The organism is Mycobacterium sp. NS-7484, from assembly GCF_001953975.1.
Lineage (GTDB): Bacteria > Actinomycetota > Actinomycetes > Mycobacteriales > Mycobacteriaceae > Mycobacterium.
In genome coordinates, this window is record NZ_MBEJ01000088.1 from 50,306 (window position 1) to 69,143 (window position 18,838).

18 protein-coding genes and 1 tRNA gene are annotated in these 18,838 nt (G+C 67.9%); 6 read left to right on the top strand and 13 right to left on the bottom strand.

Features of this window, described 5'->3' with window-relative positions; translation table 11 throughout:
- Nucleotides 1-20 precede the first annotated feature (20 nt).
- Nucleotides 21-1,598 (bottom strand): alpha/beta hydrolase, encoded by a 1,578-nt coding sequence (locus A5733_RS15735; protein WP_076240790.1) that lies wholly within the window; start codon nucleotides 1,596-1,598, stop codon nucleotides 21-23.
- Between the two features lie 22 nt (nucleotides 1,599-1,620).
- Nucleotides 1,621-2,388 carry a pyrimidine reductase family protein gene (locus A5733_RS15740; RefSeq protein ID WP_076240774.1) on the bottom strand — a complete coding sequence of 256 codons (768 nt, stop codon included), beginning with the start codon at nucleotides 2,386-2,388 and terminating at the stop codon, nucleotides 1,621-1,623.
- Nucleotides 2,389-2,422: 34 nt separating this feature from the next.
- Here A5733_RS15740 and zapE point away from each other — a divergent pair, with 34 nt between their 5' ends.
- Nucleotides 2,423-3,460, top strand: a complete 1,038-nt coding sequence (gene zapE, locus A5733_RS15745) for a cell division protein ZapE (RefSeq protein WP_076240775.1) — start codon at nucleotides 2,423-2,425, stop codon at nucleotides 3,458-3,460.
- Here the strand turns inward: zapE and A5733_RS15750 are convergent.
- From A5733_RS15750 to A5733_RS15765, 4 genes are read right to left on the bottom strand one after another with little or no spacing between them, the layout of a single operon-like run.
- Entirely contained in the window at nucleotides 3,457-4,011 is a 555-nt protein-coding gene (locus tag A5733_RS15750; protein WP_369830942.1) for a GNAT family N-acetyltransferase, read from the bottom strand. The two genes, zapE and A5733_RS15750, sit on opposite strands and share 4 nt — an antisense overlap.
- Nucleotides 3,975-4,505: a hypothetical protein gene (locus tag A5733_RS15755; RefSeq protein ID WP_067770436.1), complete on the bottom strand. Its 531-nt coding sequence runs from the start codon at nucleotides 4,503-4,505 to the stop codon at nucleotides 3,975-3,977. Before A5733_RS15755 ends, A5733_RS15750 begins: the two co-directional genes overlap by 37 nt.
- A gap of 44 nt (nucleotides 4,506-4,549) precedes the next feature.
- On the bottom strand, nucleotides 4,550-4,975 hold the full coding sequence (locus A5733_RS15760) for a PPOX class F420-dependent oxidoreductase (protein ID WP_076240776.1): 426 nt from the start codon (nucleotides 4,973-4,975) through the stop codon (nucleotides 4,550-4,552).
- Between the two features lie 24 nt (nucleotides 4,976-4,999).
- A complete protein-coding gene (locus A5733_RS15765) occupies nucleotides 5,000-5,749 on the bottom strand; it encodes a Clp protease N-terminal domain-containing protein (protein WP_067770432.1) in 750 nt (249 codons plus the stop codon).
- Nucleotides 5,750-5,915: 166 nt separating this feature from the next.
- On the opposite strand from A5733_RS15765, the gene A5733_RS15770 reads away from it, so the two are divergent.
- Nucleotides 5,916-7,259, top strand: a complete 1,344-nt coding sequence (locus tag A5733_RS15770) for a HAMP domain-containing sensor histidine kinase (RefSeq protein WP_076240792.1) — start codon at nucleotides 5,916-5,918, stop codon at nucleotides 7,257-7,259.
- 10 nt (nucleotides 7,260-7,269) lie between these two features.
- Here A5733_RS15770 and A5733_RS15775 read toward each other — a convergent pair whose 3' ends face one another.
- The gene (locus A5733_RS15775) at nucleotides 7,270-7,935 is read right to left on the bottom strand and encodes a FadR/GntR family transcriptional regulator (protein ID WP_076240777.1); all 666 of its coding nucleotides are present in this window, start codon (nucleotides 7,933-7,935) and stop codon (nucleotides 7,270-7,272) included.
- A 140-nt stretch (nucleotides 7,936-8,075) separates the two neighbouring features.
- On the opposite strand from A5733_RS15775, the gene A5733_RS15780 reads away from it, so the two are divergent.
- A complete protein-coding gene (locus A5733_RS15780; RefSeq protein ID WP_076240793.1) occupies nucleotides 8,076-9,233 on the top strand; it encodes an MFS transporter in 1,158 nt (385 codons plus the stop codon).
- A 76-nt stretch (nucleotides 9,234-9,309) separates the two neighbouring features.
- On the top strand, nucleotides 9,310-10,446 hold the full coding sequence (locus A5733_RS15785) for a TDT family transporter (RefSeq protein WP_076240778.1): 1,137 nt from the start codon (nucleotides 9,310-9,312) through the stop codon (nucleotides 10,444-10,446).
- 2 nt (nucleotides 10,447-10,448) lie between these two features.
- On the opposite strand, the gene A5733_RS15790 is transcribed toward A5733_RS15785, so the two are convergent.
- Nucleotides 10,449-11,384 (bottom strand): LysR family transcriptional regulator, encoded by a 936-nt coding sequence (locus A5733_RS15790; RefSeq protein WP_076240779.1) that lies wholly within the window; start codon nucleotides 11,382-11,384, stop codon nucleotides 10,449-10,451.
- A 269-nt stretch (nucleotides 11,385-11,653) separates the two neighbouring features.
- Between A5733_RS15790 and A5733_RS15795 the strand changes: the two genes are divergently transcribed.
- Nucleotides 11,654-12,712: a 3-deoxy-7-phosphoheptulonate synthase gene (locus A5733_RS15795; RefSeq protein ID WP_076240780.1), complete on the top strand. Its 1,059-nt coding sequence runs from the start codon at nucleotides 11,654-11,656 to the stop codon at nucleotides 12,710-12,712.
- Here A5733_RS15795 and A5733_RS15800 read toward each other — a convergent pair.
- The 5 genes from A5733_RS15800 to A5733_RS15820 form a co-directional block, all read right to left on the bottom strand.
- Nucleotides 12,709-13,521 carry a hypothetical protein gene (locus A5733_RS15800; protein ID WP_076240781.1) on the bottom strand — a complete coding sequence of 271 codons (813 nt, stop codon included), beginning with the start codon at nucleotides 13,519-13,521 and terminating at the stop codon, nucleotides 12,709-12,711. The genes A5733_RS15795 and A5733_RS15800 overlap by 4 nt on opposite strands.
- Before the next feature lie 117 nt (nucleotides 13,522-13,638).
- On the bottom strand, nucleotides 13,639-15,210 hold the full coding sequence (locus A5733_RS15805; protein WP_076240782.1) for a PPE family protein: 1,572 nt from the start codon (nucleotides 15,208-15,210) through the stop codon (nucleotides 13,639-13,641).
- 129 nt (nucleotides 15,211-15,339) lie between these two features.
- The gene (locus tag A5733_RS15810) at nucleotides 15,340-15,996 is read right to left on the bottom strand and encodes a heme oxygenase (biliverdin-producing) (RefSeq protein ID WP_076240783.1); all 657 of its coding nucleotides are present in this window, start codon (nucleotides 15,994-15,996) and stop codon (nucleotides 15,340-15,342) included.
- A 110-nt stretch (nucleotides 15,997-16,106) separates the two neighbouring features.
- Entirely contained in the window at nucleotides 16,107-16,673 is a 567-nt protein-coding gene (locus A5733_RS15815) for a TetR/AcrR family transcriptional regulator (RefSeq protein WP_067770417.1), read from the bottom strand.
- 88 nt (nucleotides 16,674-16,761) lie between these two features.
- Nucleotides 16,762-16,837, bottom strand: a tRNA-Gly gene (locus tag A5733_RS15820).
- A 182-nt stretch (nucleotides 16,838-17,019) separates the two neighbouring features.
- Here A5733_RS15820 and A5733_RS15825 point away from each other — a divergent pair.
- Complete coding sequence (locus A5733_RS15825; protein ID WP_076240784.1) at nucleotides 17,020-18,672, top strand: serine/threonine-protein kinase; 1,653 nt, start codon at nucleotides 17,020-17,022, stop codon at nucleotides 18,670-18,672.
- Nucleotides 18,673-18,838 lie beyond the last annotated feature (166 nt).

Here is an 18,838-nt window from a genome sequence, read left to right on the forward strand (position 1 = left end):
GACGCCGTTCGGGCCCGCCGTCAGGCGGGACAGTACGTGTCGGTCTCGGGCAGGTTGCCGCTTTCGAGGTAACCGGCCACCGGTGGCAGCGCGCACGCCGTGTAGATGCTCGCCCCGTGACCGATGCCCTGCCACATCACCCGCCGGTTGTTGGCGCCGGCGTTGATGACGGTCGCCGCGACGGCGGCGACCCCTTCGTTGCCGACGATCGGGTCGTTGTGGACGCCGAGCAGCAGCACCGGAATCTTGAGATCGTGGGGGTCCTTCGGCGCCGAGCCGCTGGGCCAGTTGAGGCACTTCACCAGGTCGAGTGCGCCCACGGCACCGAATTGCGGATAGAGCTTGCCCCAGGCGACGACGAGTTCGCGGACCCGGTCGGGGGTGGGCCGGTTGAGCGCGTCGCTGCAGGAGTTGACGAAATGCCCGTCGGACTGGCGCAGGTTGTCGCTCTGGGTGATCAGCGTCGAGATCGGACCGGCGTCGCCGGCCCGGGCGGCGGCCAGGGCCGCGGCCAGATTGTTGGTCGCGGCCACCCGGTCACCTTGGGGGAAACCCATGCCGGTGGCGATCGCGTGGGTCAGGGTGGCCACCGAGGCCCCGCCGGGGCCGCGTCCGGCGCGGGCCTCGTTCAGCAGGGCATCGACTGCGGCCTTCGGGTCCGGCGCCAGCGGGCAGTTGGTGGCGACGCACTGCGCGGCGAACGCGTCGAGGGCGGCTTGTTGTCCTTTGACTCGCTGCTCGGCGGCGGCCTCCGCGGCGATGCCCAGCGGTAGCGGTGAATCGAGGATCAGTCGGGACACCTTGTTGGGATGCGAGCCGGCGTAGGCCAGCGCCACCTGGGCTCCGTTGCCGACGCCGAGCAGGGCCAGTGTGGGCACATCCCAGGTGCTGCGCAGCCGCTCCAGATCCTCGGCGGCGTGGGCGTTGTCGTAGGCCGAGTCGCCCGGGGCGATCGTGTCGGTGCAACTGGTGGTGGCGGTCATGGTCACTGCGCCCAGGTTGGCCACCGGATCGTCGCCGGCCTGGAACTGCGTCTGGTCCAGCATCTCCTGACGGTCGTAGAGGTCACGGCAGTCCAATGCGCCGGACATGCCGATGCCGCGCCGGTCCACGGCGACGATGGGGTGGGTTTTGAGGATGTCGGTTCCCGAGCGGGCCAACCACGTCGGCAATTGCACCGAGGTGGGGATGTCGGACCCGGTGGTCATCACGAGCGGGCCGGCATCGGCCGGTGTCTGTGTGGATTTGGCGCGTACCACGCCGATGCTGAGGGTGCCGGTGGCCCCGCTGATCGGGTCCAGATCGGCGTCGTAGGTTGCGCACTCCAGGGTGACGTCGGGCGGCGGCTGGATGCCGGCGTCGCCGAAGACGCGGGGCGTGCAGTCCCGCCAGGACAGGTCGTTCTTCGGTGCTTCGATGCCGGGCGGTCCGGGCGGGGCCGCGACGGTGGTCTGCGGCTGCCCCTCCGGGTGCTCGCCGTGGTCGGTGGCATAGCGCGGATCAGCGGCCAGCAGTGGCGAACAGGCGGTGAGCAGGAGTGACAGGACGGGCGCCGCGACTGCCGACCTCCGCAGGGCTTTCACCAGCTGATGACGCATGTTGACCACAGTAGCGACATGGTCATCGAACGTAGCGCGTGTACAGGTAGCCCTCGTCGTCGGTGAGCAGATGGGCCGGCCGCATCCGGGTGTGTGCCTGGCCCGGTCCGGTGGCGATGCGCCTGGCCACCCCGCCCACCAGGATGGGCGCCACGGTCAGGCACAACTCATCGAGCAGGTCCTCTTCGATCAACGTGCTCAGCAGCTGCGGGCCGCCCTCGGTCAGCACCCGGAACAGCTTGCGCTCGGCGAGAATTCGCAATGCCACCGCGGAATCGACCAGGGTCGGGTCAGCGCCCGATGCGTCGATCACCTCGGCCACCCCGCCCAACCGGCGGCGCGCGTCGGCCACGTTTCGGCTCCCGGTCAGGATCAGCGGCGGCACGTCGGTACGGGTGAAGAACTTGGCGTGGGGGTCGAGGTCGGCCGACGCGGTGACGACGGCGATCGGCGGTACCTCGGCCTGTCCGCGGCGCTGACGCTCCTGGCGTTGCGTGACCGAAAGCTGTACCCCGGAATAGTTCTCGATGCGCACGGTCGCCGCGCCCATCAGGATCACGTCGGCGGCCTGTCGCATGAGATTGAACACAGCGCGGTCACCCCGGTTGCCCAGTCCACCGGTCTTGCCGTCTTCGGTGGCGCCCCCGTCCAGGCTGCTGATCATGTTGCCCCGAACCCAGCATTTTTGCAGGTCATCGGGGTAGGCGTAGAAAGCCTCCAGCTGTGCGTCGGCGACAGCGTCGACGTTTCCCAGCACGGTCAGGGCGAATCCGGCGGTGTCATCGGACATGAACTGAATTGGAGCACGTGGCTACGCTGCCTGCATGCACGGGTCCAGCGGCGTCGCTCATCTCGCCGATCGTCATCCCACCGTCACACCGGAGAGGTTGGTCGCACAGCTGATCCCGCCACCGACGTTCGCCGAGGTCAGCTTCGACAGTTACCGCCCGGATCCGGCCGAGCCGTCACAGGCCGCCGCGGTGCAATCCTGCCGCGATTTCTGCGAGCAGGCAGCCGCCCGGCGGGCGGGAAAGAAGAAGCTGTTCGGTAAGCGCGAGGTGCTGCCCGGGGTCGGGTTGTATCTGGACGGCGGCTTCGGCGTCGGCAAGACCCACCTGCTGGCGTCGACGTATTACACCCTGTCGGGGGGCGAGGCTCCCACGGCATTCGCCACCTTCGGTGAGTTGACCCAGCTGGCCGGGGTGTTCGGCTACAACGAGTGCATCGACTTGCTCTCGGAGTACGTGGTGGTGTGCATCGACGAGTTCGAACTCGACGATCCCGGCAACACCACGCTGATCTCCCGGCTGCTGTCGGCTCTGGTGGAGCGCGGCGTGTCGATCGCGGCCACCTCCAACACCCTGCCCGAGCAGCTGGGTGAGGGCCGGTTCGCCGCCCAGGACTTCCTGCGGGAGATCAACACACTGGCCCAGATCTTCACCACCGTCCGGATCGAGGGGCCGGACTACCGGCACCGCGATCTGCCGCCGGCTCCCGAGCCGCTGTCCGACGGAGAGGTCGCCCAGCGGGCCGAGGCAGTCACCGGGGCAACCCTCGACGACTTCGATGCGCTGTGCGCGCACCTGGCCACCATGCACCCGTCGCGGTATCACGCATTGATCGAGGGCGTCACCGAGGTGTTCATCACCGGCGTGCATCCGATCGAGGATCAGAGCGTCGCGCTGCGTCTGGTGGCGTTGACCGACCGGCTCTACGACGCGGGCATCCCGGTGCTCGCGTCGGGCACCAAGTTGGACACGATCTTCAGCCCGGAGATGGTGGCCGGCGGCTTCCGCAAGAAATACCTGCGGGCCACTTCGCGCCTCCTGGCACTCACGGCTGCGGCGCAGAAGACCGCCTAAACCGGCCGAACCATCACGTAGTCGTTCTCGACCCCGGCGCCGAGCCGGAAGGTCTTGGTACCGCTGACCGTGAAACCGCTCTTGGTGTAGAAGCGTTGCGCCCGTTCGTTTTCCTGGTTCACGCCGAGCCAGACGCAGCGGGCACCGGCGTCGGCCGCGGCGTCCAGGGTCGCGGCCATCAAGGCGGTCGCGACACCGCCGCCGTGGCGATCGGGTAGCACGTAGATCTTGGACAACTCCAGCGCGGGCCGCTGCGGCACGGCCCGCTGGACATCGGGGTCGTCGGGGACACCGTGAATCAGCATGGCGTAGCCGGTGATCCCCGGGCTTCGCGCGACGAGCACGATGCGGCCCGGGTCGGTGAGGTACGCGGCGAAGCGTTCCTCGGAGAGCGTCTCGGCGATGAATGCGGCGATGTTGTCGTCAGTTGCCGACGGGGGACAGGCCAGCGGAAAGGTGGCGGCCGCGACGGCGGCGAGTTCGGGGAGGTCAGCAGCCTGCGCCCGGTTGACGATCAAGGCAGTGGGGTGCCCGGCTGCCACAGATTCCACTGCGCCAGGTGCTTGCCCGAGCGGGTGTCGACCAATACCACGTTGGTGACCAGGGCGCGGTACACATCCCAGTAGACGTCGCCGTTGACCGTGGCGCCGGGAGGCGCGTTGCGCAGCGCCGCCTCAAGACGATTCGGCGCGTCGGTGTGCTTGGGCACGTACGCGTCGGCGTACGGAGTGACGCCGTTGAACGTGAAATCCAGAGCCATCTGGTACGGGTTGGGCGCCGCGATGGTGGTCACGGTGACCGGGGCGCGCCAGGGACTGCCCTGGGCGCGCCAGCGCGGTGAGCCGTTCCAGCCCCAGCCGGGCGGGACGTCGCTGGCGAGCACGTCGTGCACGGTGACATCGGCGACGAGGCCGTCGTTCTCGACGCGAAGCGTTTCACCGATCCGGCCGATGGGGGTTCCTTCGGCCGAAGCCGCCGGCGGGGCCACCACAGTGGCGACGGCCACCATCACGGCCGTGAACATGAACGCGAACCAGCGAGGCATGCCAGGCATGATCGCACAGACTGAAACGTGTTACAGCCGGTTGGTCACGACACCCAGGGACCGACGCCGCCGACCTTGTCGATCCGGATCCGGGTCAGCCACCCGGGCGGGGCGTCTTTCGGTGGAAACGGCACCCCGGGAGCGGCCAAGGTCTGGGCCAGCTCTTTGAGAAGTTCGGGTGCACCGCCCTCGACGACCCGGGCCGTGCCGTTGATCGCGAGGTACGGCCGCATCGCCTCGCCGACCCGGCCGGGGTCCAGGATGGTCACCGCCACCCGCGGGTCGCGACGGATGTTGCGGACCTTCTTGTGCTCGGAAAGGTGTGCGATGACGAGCTCGTCACCGTCCGGTGTGGATTGCAGCGCCACCCAGACCAGCGTGACCTGTGGACTGCCATCGGGGTTCAGCGTGACCAGAGAGGCGTCGGCGCCTGCGCCGATCAATTCGCGTGCGGCGTCATTGAGTAACACCTTTCCTTGTACAGTCGCGCGGCGTCATTCATTCCCTGGGGTCTCCTGACTTTTCGTCATGAACGGGGCCAGGGCAGCGGCCAGTTCGGTCTCGAACCGGGCGGGGTCGGCGCCGAGTCGGTGCAACGGACCGTCTTGGTCCTCGGCTTCGGCCAGCGCAAGCAGGATGTGTTCGGTGCCGACGTAGTTGTGCCCCAGCCGAAGCGCTTGGCGGAAGGTCAGTTCCAGGGCCTTCTTGGCCGCGCCGTTGAACGGGATCAGCGCCGGGACCGCGCCGGTGGGCGGCGGCAGCGTGATGACGGCGCGGGCGGCCTCGGCGGTGATGCCCTGCCCGGCAAGGAGTTTGGCGGCCAGGCCGTCCGGTTCGGCGAACAGCGCCAGAAGCAGGTGGTCGGGGGTGATCTCGGAATTGCCGGCGTCGTGGGCGGTGTTCTGGGAGACCACGACGACGTTGCGGGCCCGCGGCGTGAACCGGCCGAAACCGGCGTTGGGATCGAGGGTGGACGGATCGAAATCGGGAACCTTCGGCACGAAGCGTTTCTGGGCAGCCTGTTTGGTGACGCCCATGGCCTTGCCGATGTCGGTCCAGGAGGCACCCGAGCGTCGGGCCTGGTCGACGAAATGTCCGATGAGGTGGTCAGCGATCTCACCGAGGGCGTCGGCGGCGATCACCGCGTCGATCAATTGCTCGAGAGGTTCGGTGTGCGCTTTCTTGATGGCGCCGATGAGGTCGTCGAGGCGGACGGGGTTGGTGATGGTGACGGGTTGGCTCATGCGTCAACCCTAGGTTGACGTCGATGGATCGTCAACCGCAAGTTGACGGCTGGGCTGGCCGGGGTGACGGTGTCGCAACGTCCGTGTGCGCGGATCGGGCAAGATAACGCCGGTGAATCTCGAAGAGCGTGTGCTGCGGCTGCTGCGCCCCGTGCTGCGGCCGGTGATGCGGGTGCTGTCGTTGCGCACCATCGTCATCGTGGCCGCGCTGTCGGTGGTGGTCACGGTCATCACGCTCGGAACCTGGGTGTGGATCGGCGTCACCAACGACCAGTACAGCCAGCTGGACCGCCGCCTGGATTCGTTGAGCAGCCTCGGTGACGTGAGCACGCTGCTCACCGCCACCAAACCGGGCTCGGCGGACACGGCGATGCCCGACGACGGCGGCCTGGTGCGTACCGCCCACATCGGCGGCGTCAGCGTCTCGGTGCCCAGTGACATCGTCTTGCCCAGGTTGGAGAACGGTTACGCCAACACCACGATCGACGGCGTCGAGTATCGGGTGCGCACGTTCACCGCCGGGCCGGCCACGATCGCATTGGGCGCACCACTGGCCGAGACGCAGCGCCGGATCGACGAACTGCATCTGCGGGTGCTGTTGATCTGTGCCGGTGTCATCGGCAGCACGGTCGTGGTGGGTTGGATGATCTCCCTGGTGATGATCACGCCGTTCCGTCTGCTGGCGCAGCAGGCCCGCGCCATCAACGCCCAGTCCAAGCCCGACGAGGTGCAGGTGCGCGGCGTGCGCGAGGCCGTGCAGATCGCCGAGGCGGTCGAGGGCATGCTGGCGCGCATCGGCAATGAACAGGAACGCACCAAGGCTGCGCTGGAGTCGGCCCGCGATTTCGCCGCGGTGGCCTCCCACGAGTTGCGGACTCCGTTGACGGCCATGCGTACCAACCTCGAAGTGCTCTCGACGCTGGACATGACCCCCGAGCAGCGCCAGGAGGTGATCGCCGACGTGATGCGCACCCAGAGCCGTATCGAGGGCACGCTGACCGCGTTGGAGCGATTGGCGCAGGGCGAGCTGACCACGGTCGAGGATTTCGTGCCGATGGATGTGACCGAGTTGCTCGACCGTGCCGCGCACGATGCACTGCGTACCTATCCGGGCCTGCGGGCCACCCTGCTGCCCTCGCCGACGGTGTTGATGCTCGGTATGCCGGCCGGCCTGCGGCTGGTGATCGACAATGCGATCGCCAACGCCGTCAAGCATGGTGGCGCCACCGAGATCCGGCTCAGCGCAGTCAGTTCGGCCGATGATGTGCAGATCGTGGTCGATGACAACGGGTCCGGCGTACCCGAGTCCGAGCGGGCCGAGGTGTTCGAGCGGTTCGCCCGTGGCTCCACCGCGTCCCGGTCCGGATCGGGGCTGGGGTTGGCGCTGGTGGCGCAGCAGGCCGAATTGCACGGCGGGACAGCCGCTTTGGTGGAGAGCCCACTCGGCGGCGCGCGGCTGTTGCTGAGGTTGCCGCTGACCCAGGGGCGGATGGACGACGCGCCGTTCTGAACCGGTGCGCTCAGCAGTCCTGCGCCGGTGTGTGAGCCAGGAGTTCGTCGAGAAAGCCTGCGGCTTCGCGTCCGGCTCTCTCGACATCGCCGTCGGCGATCGCCTCGACCAACTCGGTGTGCGGGAACATCATCCCGTGCGGGGCGGCACTCGTTGTCGCGACGCTGGCGGTGATCGCCTCCAGAAGCCCGCGGTAGATCTCGATGAGCACCGGGTTGTGCGATGCGCGCACGACCGCGAGATGGAACTCGGTGTCGGACTGGGTGAACTGCTCGTGATCGGTGGTGGCGGTGTGGGCCAGTAGGGCGCGCAGGTCGGCGACGTCGTCGTCGGTCCGGGCCACCGCGGCCAGGCGAGCGCCCTCCACCTCGAGGCAGCGCCGGACCTGCAACACGTCGCGCAGTTCAGAACCGCACAGCCGGCGCAGCGCGGCCGATACCTCGCTGGTGGCACGCACGTAGGTGCCGTCGCCCTGCCGCACCTCGAAGATTCCGTTGTGGGCCAGGGCGCGGACGGCTTCGCGGACGGTGTTGCGGCCGACGCCGAGGGCCTCGACCAATGAGGCCTCGGTCGGGATCCGGCTGTCCACCGGCCATTCGCCGGAGGTGACCAGGGTGCGCAGCTGCTCGATCACCTGATCGACCAGGCCGGTGCGTCGCGTTGTGGCGAGCGGCACTCAAAAATCCTTTCATCCAATCATGGGATGTATGGCACCATAGCCGAGTGAACCGGCGTCTATCCAGCGAATCGCGGAACAGTTACGAACACGATCTGGAACTCGAACTGGACGGCGCCGTAGAGGTCCGCCCGGCAACGATGGCGGCCGGCGGCGCGCTGCTGGTCGTGGCGGTGATCCTGACCGCACTGAACCTGCGCCCGGCGATCACCAGCATCGGGCCCGTCCTCGGCGAGATGCGCGAGTCGCTCGGCGCCTCGGCGGTCTGGGCCGGGGTGCTCACCACCATGCCCGGGCTGTGTTTTGCCGCGGCCGGTCTGGCTGCTCCCTGGCTGGCCCGTCGGATCGGCCTGGGGCGCGCCATCTCGATCGCGCTGGTCATCCTCAGTGTCGGCCTCGTCATCCGCGTGCTCGACGGCCCCTACGTGGTGATCGGCGGAACCCTGGTGGCAACGGCGGGTATCGCGCTGGTCAACGTCCTGATCCCGGTGGTGATCAAGGGCTCCTTCCCGGCCCGGATCGGTCTGATGACCGGTGTGTACACCGCGGCCCTGCAGGGTGGTGGGGCGCTCGGATCGGCGGTCACGCCGCCGCTGGAGCCGCTGCTCGGCGGCTGGCGGGGAGCGTTGGGATCGTGGGCGGCGGTGGCCGTTGTCGCGCTGCTGTTCTGGCTTGTGGGAGCGCGCGCAATCAGCTCGGCCCGCGCCGCGGAATCGGCAGGTACGGCCCGCCGATCCCTGCTGCGTAACCCGCTGGCCTGGACGGTCACCCTGTTCTTCGGCTGCCAGTCTTTCCTGGCGTACATCGTGATGGGCTGGCTGCCCGAGGTGTTCATCGACAACGGGGTCGACAAGACCGACGCCGGCCTGCTGGTCGGGCTGGTGTCGATCTTGGCGGTTCCGATCAGCCTGATCGTGCCGCCGCTGGCGGCCAAGCAGAAGCACCAGAGTGGGTGGATCATCGGACTCGGCCTGATCGGCATGGTCGGCATGATCGGCCTGCTCGTCGATCCGGGCGCGGCGCCCCTGCTGTGGAGCCTGTTGGTCGGTATCGGGATGAGCGTGTTCTCCATGGCGCTGACGGTGATCGCGCTACGGGCACGCAACGCCGAGGACACCGCGCAGTTGTCCGGTATGGCGCAAGGCTTCGGCTATCTGCTGGCCGGTGTGGGCCCGTTCCTGTTCGGTCTGCTGCACGAGCTGACCGGTAGCTGGACCGCTCCGTGGGCGATGGCGCTGGCCGTCTACCTCGTGCAGATGGTGGCCGGGGCGCTCTCGGGCCGTCACCGCTACGTCTGAGCCACAAGTTTCACTTGTGAGGCCACAAGATCGTGGTGCCTACCGGTGACCGGTCGCAGCCACCACCCTTGACGGTGTGACGACCTACACCGCCGCCTACACAGCCGAGAGGCCGTTCCATACCGCCCTGGTGGCCGAGCCCGACACGGCCGGTTCGGTATTGCGCCACATCACGCCGAACTGGTTTGCCTCGGTCATGGGCACCGGCATCGTCGCGACGGCCGCGGTCACCCTCCCGCTGCACGTGCCTGGGCTGCATGAATTCGCCACGGCGGTCTGGATTCTCGCCGGCGCCGTGCTGGTGGCCCTGGCCATCGCGTTCGCCGCCCACTGGATCCGTCACCGCGAACAGGCGAAAGCCTATGCCGGACACCACGTGATGGGTCAGTTCTACGGGGCTCCGGCCATGGCGCTGCTCACCGTGGGCGCGGGTGCGTTGCTGCTCGGGCCCGCGCTGCTCGGTGAGTCCCTGGCCGTGGTGCTCGACGTGGGACTGTGGACCGCGGGCACGCTCTTGGGATTGGTTGTCAGCCTGTGGCTTCCGTTCGCCATGATCACCCGCACAGATCGCGCCGGTGTCGCCGCGGTGCCGGCCTGGATGATGCCGGTGGTCTCACCCATGGTCTCCGCCTCCACCGGCGCGCTGCTGCTGTCACACCTCGGCCCCGGGCAGGCGGGGATGACGCTGTTGGTGGCGTGCTACGCGATGTTCGGGCTGAGCCTGCTGGCCGGGCTGATCACCACCACGATGGTGTACTCGCGCCTCATGCACTCCGGGCTCAGTCAGGTGCAGGCGATCCCCACCGTGTGGATCGTGCTCGGTGTCGTGGGTCAGTCGATCACCGCGGCCAACCTGCTCGGCGCACACGCCGGTGCAGTGCTCACCGACACTGCCGCGGTGTCGGCGCTGCACGCCTTCGGCATCGTCTACGGGCTGGTGATGGCGGGTTTCGGGGCGTTCGTGTTCTGCTTGGCCGTGGCGCTGACGGTGCACGGCGCACGCCGCGGGCTGAAGTTCAGCCTCACGTGGTGGAGCTTCACCTTCCCGGTCGGCACCTGCGTGACGGGGGCGTCCGCGCTGGGCGCGGCCACCGGTGCGGTGGCGATCTGCTGGCTGGCGGTCGCGCTGTACGTGCTGCTGCTGGGCGCGTGGGCGACGGTCGCCACCAACACCGTGCGCGGGGTGCGGACCGGGCAGCTTCTGCGCGGGTGATCTCACCGCGCCGCGGCGATGTGACCGAGCAGGCTGCGCACCGCCCCGGCCGGCGGGGTCCGGCCGCCCGACCAGATGGCGCGCAGCTGCCGGCGCAGATCGAGACCGGCGACGGGCACTTCGGTCAACCGGCCCAGTGTGAGGTCGTCGTCGACGGCCAGCCGGCTCATCACGGCCGGCCCGGCGCCGGCCAGCACCGCGGCGCGCATGGCGGCGGCCGAAGACAATTCGATGACCGGCTCGGCCTGCCGGCTCGACGGACCCAACGCCGTGCGCAGGGCGGCGCTGAGGGCTTCCCTTGTGCCCGAACCTGATTCGCGTGACACCAGTGCGGTGTCGTTGAGTTGTGCGGCCGTGACGGAGGCGGACCGTCGCGCCCACGCGTGATCGGGAGGCACCACGGTCACCAGCTCGTCGTGGGCGATCACCCGGCTGTGCAATCCTTTTGGCAGCCCGGGGGATTCGATGAAGCCCAGATCGGCCGAGCCGTCGCGCACCGCGGCGATCACCTGATCGCTGTTGGCCGCGGTGAGGATGACCTGAGGCACGGTGGCGCTGGTACGCGCCGCCTCGGCCTGCAACGACACCAGCCAGCGCGGCATGAGTTGCTCGGCGATCGTCAGGCTCGCCGCAACCGCGACACGGCTGTGGCTCTCACTGCGCATCGCCGCCAGCCCGGAATCCACCCGCTGCGCCACATCGAGCAACTGATCGGCCCACTCGGCGACCACCGCACCGGCCGCGGTCAGCCGTGACCCGCGGGGTCCGCGCTGAACCAGCCGCACGCCGGTCTGGGCTTCGATGGAGGCCAACCTCGAGGACACCGCTTGCTGGGTCAATCCCAGTTCACGCCCGGCGGCCCCGAGGCTGCCGGTACGGGCGATGGCCAGCAGCACGTCGAATGCGGCCAGTTCCGGCATCCTGGCGCTCAGCGGCATGCCCAGGATCGTAGAGTGCGCTCACAACTACTGCTTGTGAACGCACCGGTTGTGGCCGGGCGCCGGCTGTGGTGTAGCCTGGCCGACGTGACTATCGGTGTGTGTGCCGGCTATTGGCGCTTTATCGAGGCTCCGGGCGGAGCCGATAAAGCGCAGCACTAAGCACGCATCCACCCGGAGCCCAGGCAGTGACCATCGGTCGCTGCCTTTCGTCGTTACAGGGCGCCGGAATTGAGCCAGGTGCCCGCCACCAGGAAGGCACCTGAAAAATGAACTTGGCGCAGATCGCCAACGCCCCCGCCACATCGGACCGCCGGGTCCGCAGTTTCAGCGCGATTCCCAGCCCGCACGATGTACTGACCGAGTTCCCGCTGGGGGAGCGTCGGGCCGAACGCGTGGCGCGCGACCGCGATGAGATCGCCGACATCCTGGCCGGCCGCGACGACCGGCTGTTGGTCGTGGTCGGCCCCTGCTCGGTGCATGATCCGGCCGCCGCGCTGGAGTACGCGTCACGCCTGGTGAAACTGGCCGATGCGCTCAAGGACGAGCTCAAGATCGTGATGCGGGTGTACTTCGAGAAGCCGCGCACCACGATCGGCTGGAAGGGCCTGATCAACGACCCGGGCATGGACGGCACGTTCGACGTGGCTCGTGGATTGCGTATCGCCCGGCAACTGCTGCTCGACATCATCGACATCGGCCTGCCCGTGGGTTGTGAGTTCCTCGAGCCGACCAGCCCGCAGTACATCGCCGACGCGGTCGCCTGGGGTGCGATCGGGGCCCGCACCACCGAATCCCAGGTCCATCGTCAGCTGGCGTCGGGGTTGTCGATGCCGGTCGGGTTCAAGAACGGCACCGACGGCAATGTTCAGGTGGCAGTCGACGGGGTGAAAGCCGCTGCCGCCCAGCATGTCTTCTTCGGCATGGACGACATGGGTCGTGGCGCGGTGGTGAGCACCGCGGGCAACGAGGACTGCCATGTGATCCTGCGCGGCGGTACCGACGGGCCGAACTACGGCGCCGACGCGGTGGCCGATGCCGCCGCCAAGCTGACCGTTGCCGGGCTGCCCGGGCGGGTCGTGATCGACTGCAGCCACGCCAATTCCGGCAAGGACCACATCCGCCAGGCCTCGGTGGCCGCCGAGGTGGCCCAGTTCGTGCGCGACGGGTTGCCGATCAGCGGGGTGATGCTGGAGAGCTTCCTGGTCGCCGGGGCCCAGTCGCCCGAGGCCCGTCCGCTCACCTACGGCCAGTCGGTCACCGACAAGTGCATGGATTGGGAGGCTACGGATCTGGTGTTGCGGGAGCTGGCGCGCCGCTCGGCCTAGTTTCCGGTCGGCTTGCGGTAGCTGCCGGTCGGATCCCGGTCGTACTTGGGCGGTTTGGCCGGGTCCAGTTCGATCAGCACGTCGTCGCCGGCGTCGTGCGGTGCACTGAAGACGACGACGGCTGACCCCGCCAGCGGAACCCGGGAATGGTGGGCGACCATGCTCGCGGTCACCACCCGGCGTCCGGTCGGGGCCTCGAAGGCGATGGTGACGGTGAACTGAGGGTCGTCTGCGGTCCAGCGCTTCAGGAATGTCACGTTGCGCAGCTCGCCTGGCGAACGCACACCGTGCCGGCGCAGCGATACCAGCCAGCGCTGTCGTCGCCGGGTGTAGCGGATGCCCTGCCACGCGGTGACGGTGACGATCGCCGCGCCAAGTGCGAACACCACGCTGACCAACGCCATCACGCCGGCGCTGAAATCTCTGAACCATAATGCGGCCCCGAGCAAACCGACCGCGATGCCGGTCAATGACGGGATCACAGCAACCCGGTTGCCGGTACTGCGCTGACCGAAGGTATCGCGGGCCTCGTCGGCGACGATGCCGGCCATGATGACCGGAAGAAACGAACCGACGATCGCGGCGATGCCCAACCACGTCGACGGGTTGTGGGTCTGCATGCCGCGAATCCAGAGCGCTGCGCCGACGGCGATCGGAATCCACAGGATGAACGTGAGCACGGCGAAGAAACGCAGTGTTTCCGACGGTCGGGTGACGGGCACGGTGATCTGGCCGTGCTTTTCGACTGTGGAGAAGTGCGGAAGCGTGCCGTCCCAGGTGTCAGCTTGCGGCGCGGTATCACCGGACATGCGGTGCTCCCTTCTCCTCGGGACCACCAGTATCGGCATACGAGGGTGCCGATAGTCGCCTAGAAGGACTGCGCGTCGCAATCCTCACGAATTGCTCATAGCCCCAATACAGTTCGGTTAAGCGTCATCCTCGGCGCCGTCGGACTGCCAGCTACCCGGCATCATCGGGATCGTCGTTCCGTCGCTGAAGGCGTCGTCGGTCAACGTGGTCAGCCCGGCCGGTCCGGCGAGAGTCGATTTCGCTGCGGTTCCGGTGAATCCGAGGTTTCCAGCCCCACTCTCGGAGGCGCTCGTGCTGACGGGTTGCTCGGGGGGCGGTGCGGCAGCACCGTCGGCCGTCATGAACTCATAGCGGTAACCGCGGTCCTTGGCGGTTCCGCCGCGCCGCTTGCGGGCCTGCGACCGGCGCTTGTTGATCGCGGCAGCGGTGGCGTCGGCCGCGGCGGACGCGCCTACGGAGTCCGAAGCCTTGGCGGTGGCGCTGTACCGCGACGTCGCGCCGTAACCGAATCCGGCGCCGCCGCCCGGCACGGCATACAGGGAGGTCTCGGTCCCGGCGGACATCGGCGTGGGAGTTGACGGTGCAGGGGCGGGAGCGGAGGTGGGTGCGGGCGCAGGTGCCGCGCCTGCCGTCACCGATGTCGGCGCCGCGGAGCTGGGCAGCGCGGCGACCGCGGGCGGCTCGGCGCGGGCGATCTCCTCGGCCGGCGCGTCGATCGGAATGTCGTAGCTTTGCGCCATTCCGACGATGCCGAGCAGGCCCAGCATGGCCGGGGACACCGCTGCGGTCACTGCGGCGTAGAGCGGGGTCCCCAAGATGGCGAAAACCGCCGAGTAGGCACCGAGGAAAAACACGTTCATGTAGGTGCTGAACAACAGTGAGGGGTCGGCGATGATCTCGGCGAGAACCTGCGGGACTCGCCAAGGCTCGAGAATGAATTCCCGTAGCTGGTCGTACATTCCGTAGAAATGCTCAGACTGCTCGGCCAGCCAGTTGCCGATCGGATCGTTGGCCTTGATCCACTCGATGAACTCCTCGTACGAACTGAGCACATCGCTCAGGCTGAGGGAGGAGCCCGACTCACCGGCCCGGGCCACGGCGGCAGACTGCATCATCGTCGCCGACCCGGAGCCCACTTCCCCGACCCCCGGCGCCAGCAGGACCGGTGCCGCGGTGGACGGCGGCGCGGTCGCCACCGCAACCTTGGTGGACGCCTGGTAGACGGTCATCGTGGTGGCGGCCTGAATCCACATCCGGACGTAGTCGGCCTCGTTCACCGCGATCGGGACGGTGTTGATGCCGAAGAAGTTGGTGGCCACCAGTACACCGAGAGTGGTGCGGTTGGCGGCCAACTCGGCCGGCGTCGGCATGGCCGCCAGGGCGGTGGTGTACGACGCGGCGGCGGTCTCGATCTGGGCGGCCACTCCGGCGGTACTGGCGCTGGTCCGGCTCAGCCAGGCCACGTAGGGAACGTGCGCCGCGGTGTAACGCTCGGCGCTGGGGCCCTCCCATGCGCCCGCTCCCACCGTGCCCATCAGGGTAGTCAATTCTGTTGCTGCCGAGGAGTATTCGGTACTCAGTGCGTTCCAAGCTCCGGCGGCGGCCAGTAGCGGGCCGGCGCCGGGGCCGCTGCTGAGCAGGGCCGAGTGGACCTCGGGGGGTACGGCCATCCAGACGGGGGCGGTCATCACGCCGGCGTCTCCTCTCGATCGCTGTGTCCCCCACGTAAAAGTATGGTTAGCATAAGCTAACTTCACCTGATTTGGGGTATGAAGTTCCTATGTGTTGGCGGGAACGTCAATTGAGGTTCGGGCTGGTCAGCGGCGGTAGGACGGCAGCTTTTCGGCAAGCTCGTCGAAGACGCGTTGGTTGAGCGCGAAGGCCAGCTTCACCTCGTCGACCACGCGATCGATCTCCTGGGTGGCCAGGCCGAGCCCGTCGAGACGATCACGGTAGGCATCCTTGTAGGGCTTGGGGCGCACCGGAAAGCTGTAGAACGCCAAGCCTTTTCCGTCGAGGTCGAATGAGCGCTCCAAGATGCGGCCGATGGCCTGTCCGCCGGAAAGATCGCCGAGATAGCGGGTGTAGTGATGGGCCACCAGGGCGCCGCCCCACGGCGAGTCGGCGAACCGGGCGCAGTAGGCCCGCACTGCTGGTGAGTCGATGTCGCGCTGGGCGCCCGGCGCCCAGTGGTCCAGATCGGCGTCGATGGCATCCAGCCGCTCGAGTGCGGGGTCGTAGACGGCGCTGACGAGCGGGTCGTCGCGATGCTCTCGGACGGCGGTCTCCAGCGCGTGGTAGATCGCCCGCAGCCGCAGCAGGTAGTTGACGTAGCCCTGCTCGTTGACCCGGCCGCTGAGAAGTTCGGTGACAAACGGCGACTGCTCGGCGGCCTCGTGCTGGTCGGTCGAGTCCTGACGCATGGCCGCCGACAGGGAGCGGATGGACTCGGTTGCGACGGCACTCGGCGGCATTTCGGCTCCACTTGGTAGGACTCAGCTTTGACAGCTTGTCAGCATGATGCTGACAACCTGTCGGAAACCTAACACGGTGCCGACGGGTTCGGGGAGCTACGAATTGTGAGTTACCGCGTCGCGCCGAGCGCGCGCAGCACAAACCGCTCGATGTTCGCCCGCGGCAGGTGACGCGGGGCAAGGCAGGCATGCAGCAGAGACATGGTGGCGGCTTCGTCATCGATCACGAACTGGCCGGCGGCAACACCCTGGGCCAGAATCTCACGCAACACGTCCTCGACCGCCACCACGTGATCGCGGATCGCCAGCATCGTCTCGGTGGACAGGGCTCCGTAGAGCTGCATGCCCATGCCCATGTGAAATTCCTGCCCAGCCTCCAGCTGGTGGCCGATGTAGACCTTGAGACGTTCGACCGGATCATCGACCTCGGCCAGCGCGGTGCGCAGCCCGTCGAGATACCGGGTGGTCTCGTGGGAAGCGAAGGCGATCACCACCGATTCCTTGTCGGGGAAGTGGTGATAGATCGCGGTCCGGCCGATGCCGGCCTCGGCCGCCAGCTTGGCCATGGTGATCGCGTCGAAGCTGTGCTCGGCCATCAGGGCGGCGAAGGCCTCGAAGATGCGCTGTTGGACCAGCTCGCGGTGTTCTCCGACCGATGAGGCGCTGATCCTGGGCACGCTCGACTTTAACGTCCGCTGCGAAATCCGAAGCTGTTAGTGCAGCCTTAGCAGCCGGCCCACGGAATTTGATGGCACAAACCCATCGTGGAGCGGATGACGGGATTCGAACCCGCGACCCTCACCTTGGCAAGGTGATGCGCTACCAACTGCGCTACATCCGCGCGCCACGAGCGAGATCGTCGCCCGTCGCGGTGCAGAACACTAGTCCACCGATGCGTGCTGACACAAATTTCTCGGACTGACTTGCATTGTGGGGCAACGAAAAATGTGTGCACCTCGGCACGGGTGCCGGTGATCCGGATGCCGACGACGGGCGGGGGAGGGCAGTTCGTAGGATTCCTGGATGCCGCTCAACGTCGGTCAGACGTTCGCCGTGTTCCGGATCATTCGACCGCTGAGCTCGAGCGGGGCGGGGCAGGTCTACCTCGCCCAGCATCCCCGGCGTCCCGGCCCTGACGCGCTGACGGTGCTGCCGCAGGAGTGGTCCGCCGACCCGCAGCACCGGGACCGGTTCCACCGGGAGGCGGATGTGGCTGCCGGGTTGTGGCATCCCGCCATCGCCAGGATTCGAGATCGCGGGGACCACGATGGCCGGCTCTGGCTGTCGATGGACTTCGTCGACGGAACGGATCTTGCTGGTCTCCTTGAGCAGCACCCCAACGGCCTGCCGCGCGACCAGGTTTCCCGGATCATCACTACGGTTGCCGGCGCGCTCGACTACGCGCACAAGCACGATGTGGTGCATCGCGACGTCAGGCCGGGCAACATCATCCTGGGTGACGTCGACGGTGCCGGAAAGGCGTCAGTCGCACTCGTCGGCCTGGGTATCGCTGGAAACGCCGGGCCCGGCTATGCCGCACCCGAACAGCTTGTGGGGGAGGAGGTCGACGGCCGTGCCGACCAGTACGCCCTGGCCTGCACCGCCTATCACCTCTTGACCGGGATGCAGCTGTTCGCACATTCCAATCCCGCTGTCGTGGACAGCCGTCACATCAACTCGAAGCCGCCGGTGTTGGCCGACAGCCGGCCCGACTTGGCCGACCTCGATCCGGTGCTGGCCAAAGCTCTCGCCAAGAACCCGGCCGAGCGGTTCGCCAGCTGCGGCGCCTTCGCCCACGCATTTGTCGACGAAACCCCGCTTCCCGCAGCGGCGTTGGCGCCGACGCCAGCAGCTGAACCCGCCCAACCGGAACCGCGATATCGGGTGCTCGAGACATCGGGTTGGGTGCCCGCAGCGGTGATCGCCGCCGTCGGCGCCGTCAGTATCGGCCTGTGGCAGTTGTGGCCATCCCCAAACGCCGCGGCGAGTGGACAGTCCGGCCCACCGCCAAGCGCCGCCACCGAAGCCGTCGCGAATGCGGCGATCACCCCGCCGCCGCCGATCGGCCCCGTGTTCGATGGCCTCTACCGCCTCGACTACGACAACCCACACGCCGCCCTCAACGGCAACCCGTGGCCGGCGGCGGGCGACCAGATCGCCAGTTATTGGTGGGCATTCCGCTCGACGTGCAAACCCTCGGGATGCGTCGCGACGTCGACGCGCATGGACGGCGCCAACCCTGCCGTACCGTCCACCGAAGGCGGGGGCATGGCTGCCATATTTCGTTTCATCAACAACACCTGGCAGGGCGATCCGGGACGAGGTTCTCTGCCCTGCGAGGCGCCGATCGTCGGGCAGGCTCAGGCGACGGATACGGCGTTGGCATTGACGCCGCAGCCCGACGGTTCGCTGGCCGGCACGCAGACCACCACCATTCAGACCAACGAGTGCGGACTGCAAGGTGCGGTGATCACCGTGCCCGTTCACGCCACCCGGCTCGGAGATGCCGTGCCGGGCAGCCCGGTCGCCAATCCCGCCGCCGTCGCCGACCCGCTGCCGCCGGCACCACAGTTGCCTCCGCTGCCGCCTCTGCCGCCCGCTCCACCGGTGCCCGCGCCTCCTCTTTTGCCGGCGCCGCCGGTTGCTCCGCCGGTGCCGTTACCACCGCCGGCATAGAGCCACCAACGGAAAGCAACCAGGATCGCGATCGGGTGTTCGCCGAAAAGTGCCACCCGGCAGGATGATCGAGTAGCGGTCCGCAGGTGCGGGTTAATGGCCAAAATGTGTGTACAGAATCGCTGATTTATGACCGTTGACCTCCCCTGATAGGGGTCCGAACATG

Bases quoted from the DNA above. Each gene is read 5' to 3' on its own strand.
- A5733_RS15810 (WP_076240783.1), bottom strand. From the start codon at position 15,996: ATGCCGCCGAGTGCCGTCGCAACCGAGTCCATCCGCTCCCTGTCGGCG.
- A5733_RS15770 (WP_076240792.1), top strand. From the start codon at position 5,916: ATGCGGGTGCTGTCGTTGCGCACCATCGTCATCGTGGCCGCGCTGTCG.
- A5733_RS15735 (WP_076240790.1), bottom strand. From the start codon at position 1,598: ATGCGTCATCAGCTGGTGAAAGCCCTGCGGAGGTCGGCAGTCGCGGCG.
- A5733_RS15755 (WP_067770436.1), bottom strand. From the start codon at position 4,505: ATGCCTCGCTGGTTCGCGTTCATGTTCACGGCCGTGATGGTGGCCGTC.
- zapE (WP_076240775.1), top strand. From the start codon at position 2,423: ATGCACGGGTCCAGCGGCGTCGCTCATCTCGCCGATCGTCATCCCACC.
- A5733_RS15765 (WP_067770432.1), bottom strand. From the start codon at position 5,749: ATGAGCCAACCCGTCACCATCACCAACCCCGTCCGCCTCGACGACCTC.
- A5733_RS15805 (WP_076240782.1), bottom strand. From the start codon at position 15,210: ATGACCGCCCCCGTCTGGATGGCCGTACCCCCCGAGGTCCACTCGGCC.
- A5733_RS15790 (WP_076240779.1), bottom strand. From the start codon at position 11,384: ATGCCGCTGAGCGCCAGGATGCCGGAACTGGCCGCATTCGACGTGCTG.
- A5733_RS15825 (WP_076240784.1), top strand. From the start codon at position 17,020: ATGCCGCTCAACGTCGGTCAGACGTTCGCCGTGTTCCGGATCATTCGA.
- A5733_RS15800 (WP_076240781.1), bottom strand. From the start codon at position 13,521: ATGTCCGGTGATACCGCGCCGCAAGCTGACACCTGGGACGGCACGCTT.
- A5733_RS15780 (WP_076240793.1), top strand. From the start codon at position 8,076: ATGGCGGCCGGCGGCGCGCTGCTGGTCGTGGCGGTGATCCTGACCGCA.
- A5733_RS15740 (WP_076240774.1), bottom strand. From the start codon at position 2,388: ATGTCCGATGACACCGCCGGATTCGCCCTGACCGTGCTGGGAAACGTC.
- A5733_RS15795 (WP_076240780.1), top strand. From the start codon at position 11,654: ATGAACTTGGCGCAGATCGCCAACGCCCCCGCCACATCGGACCGCCGG.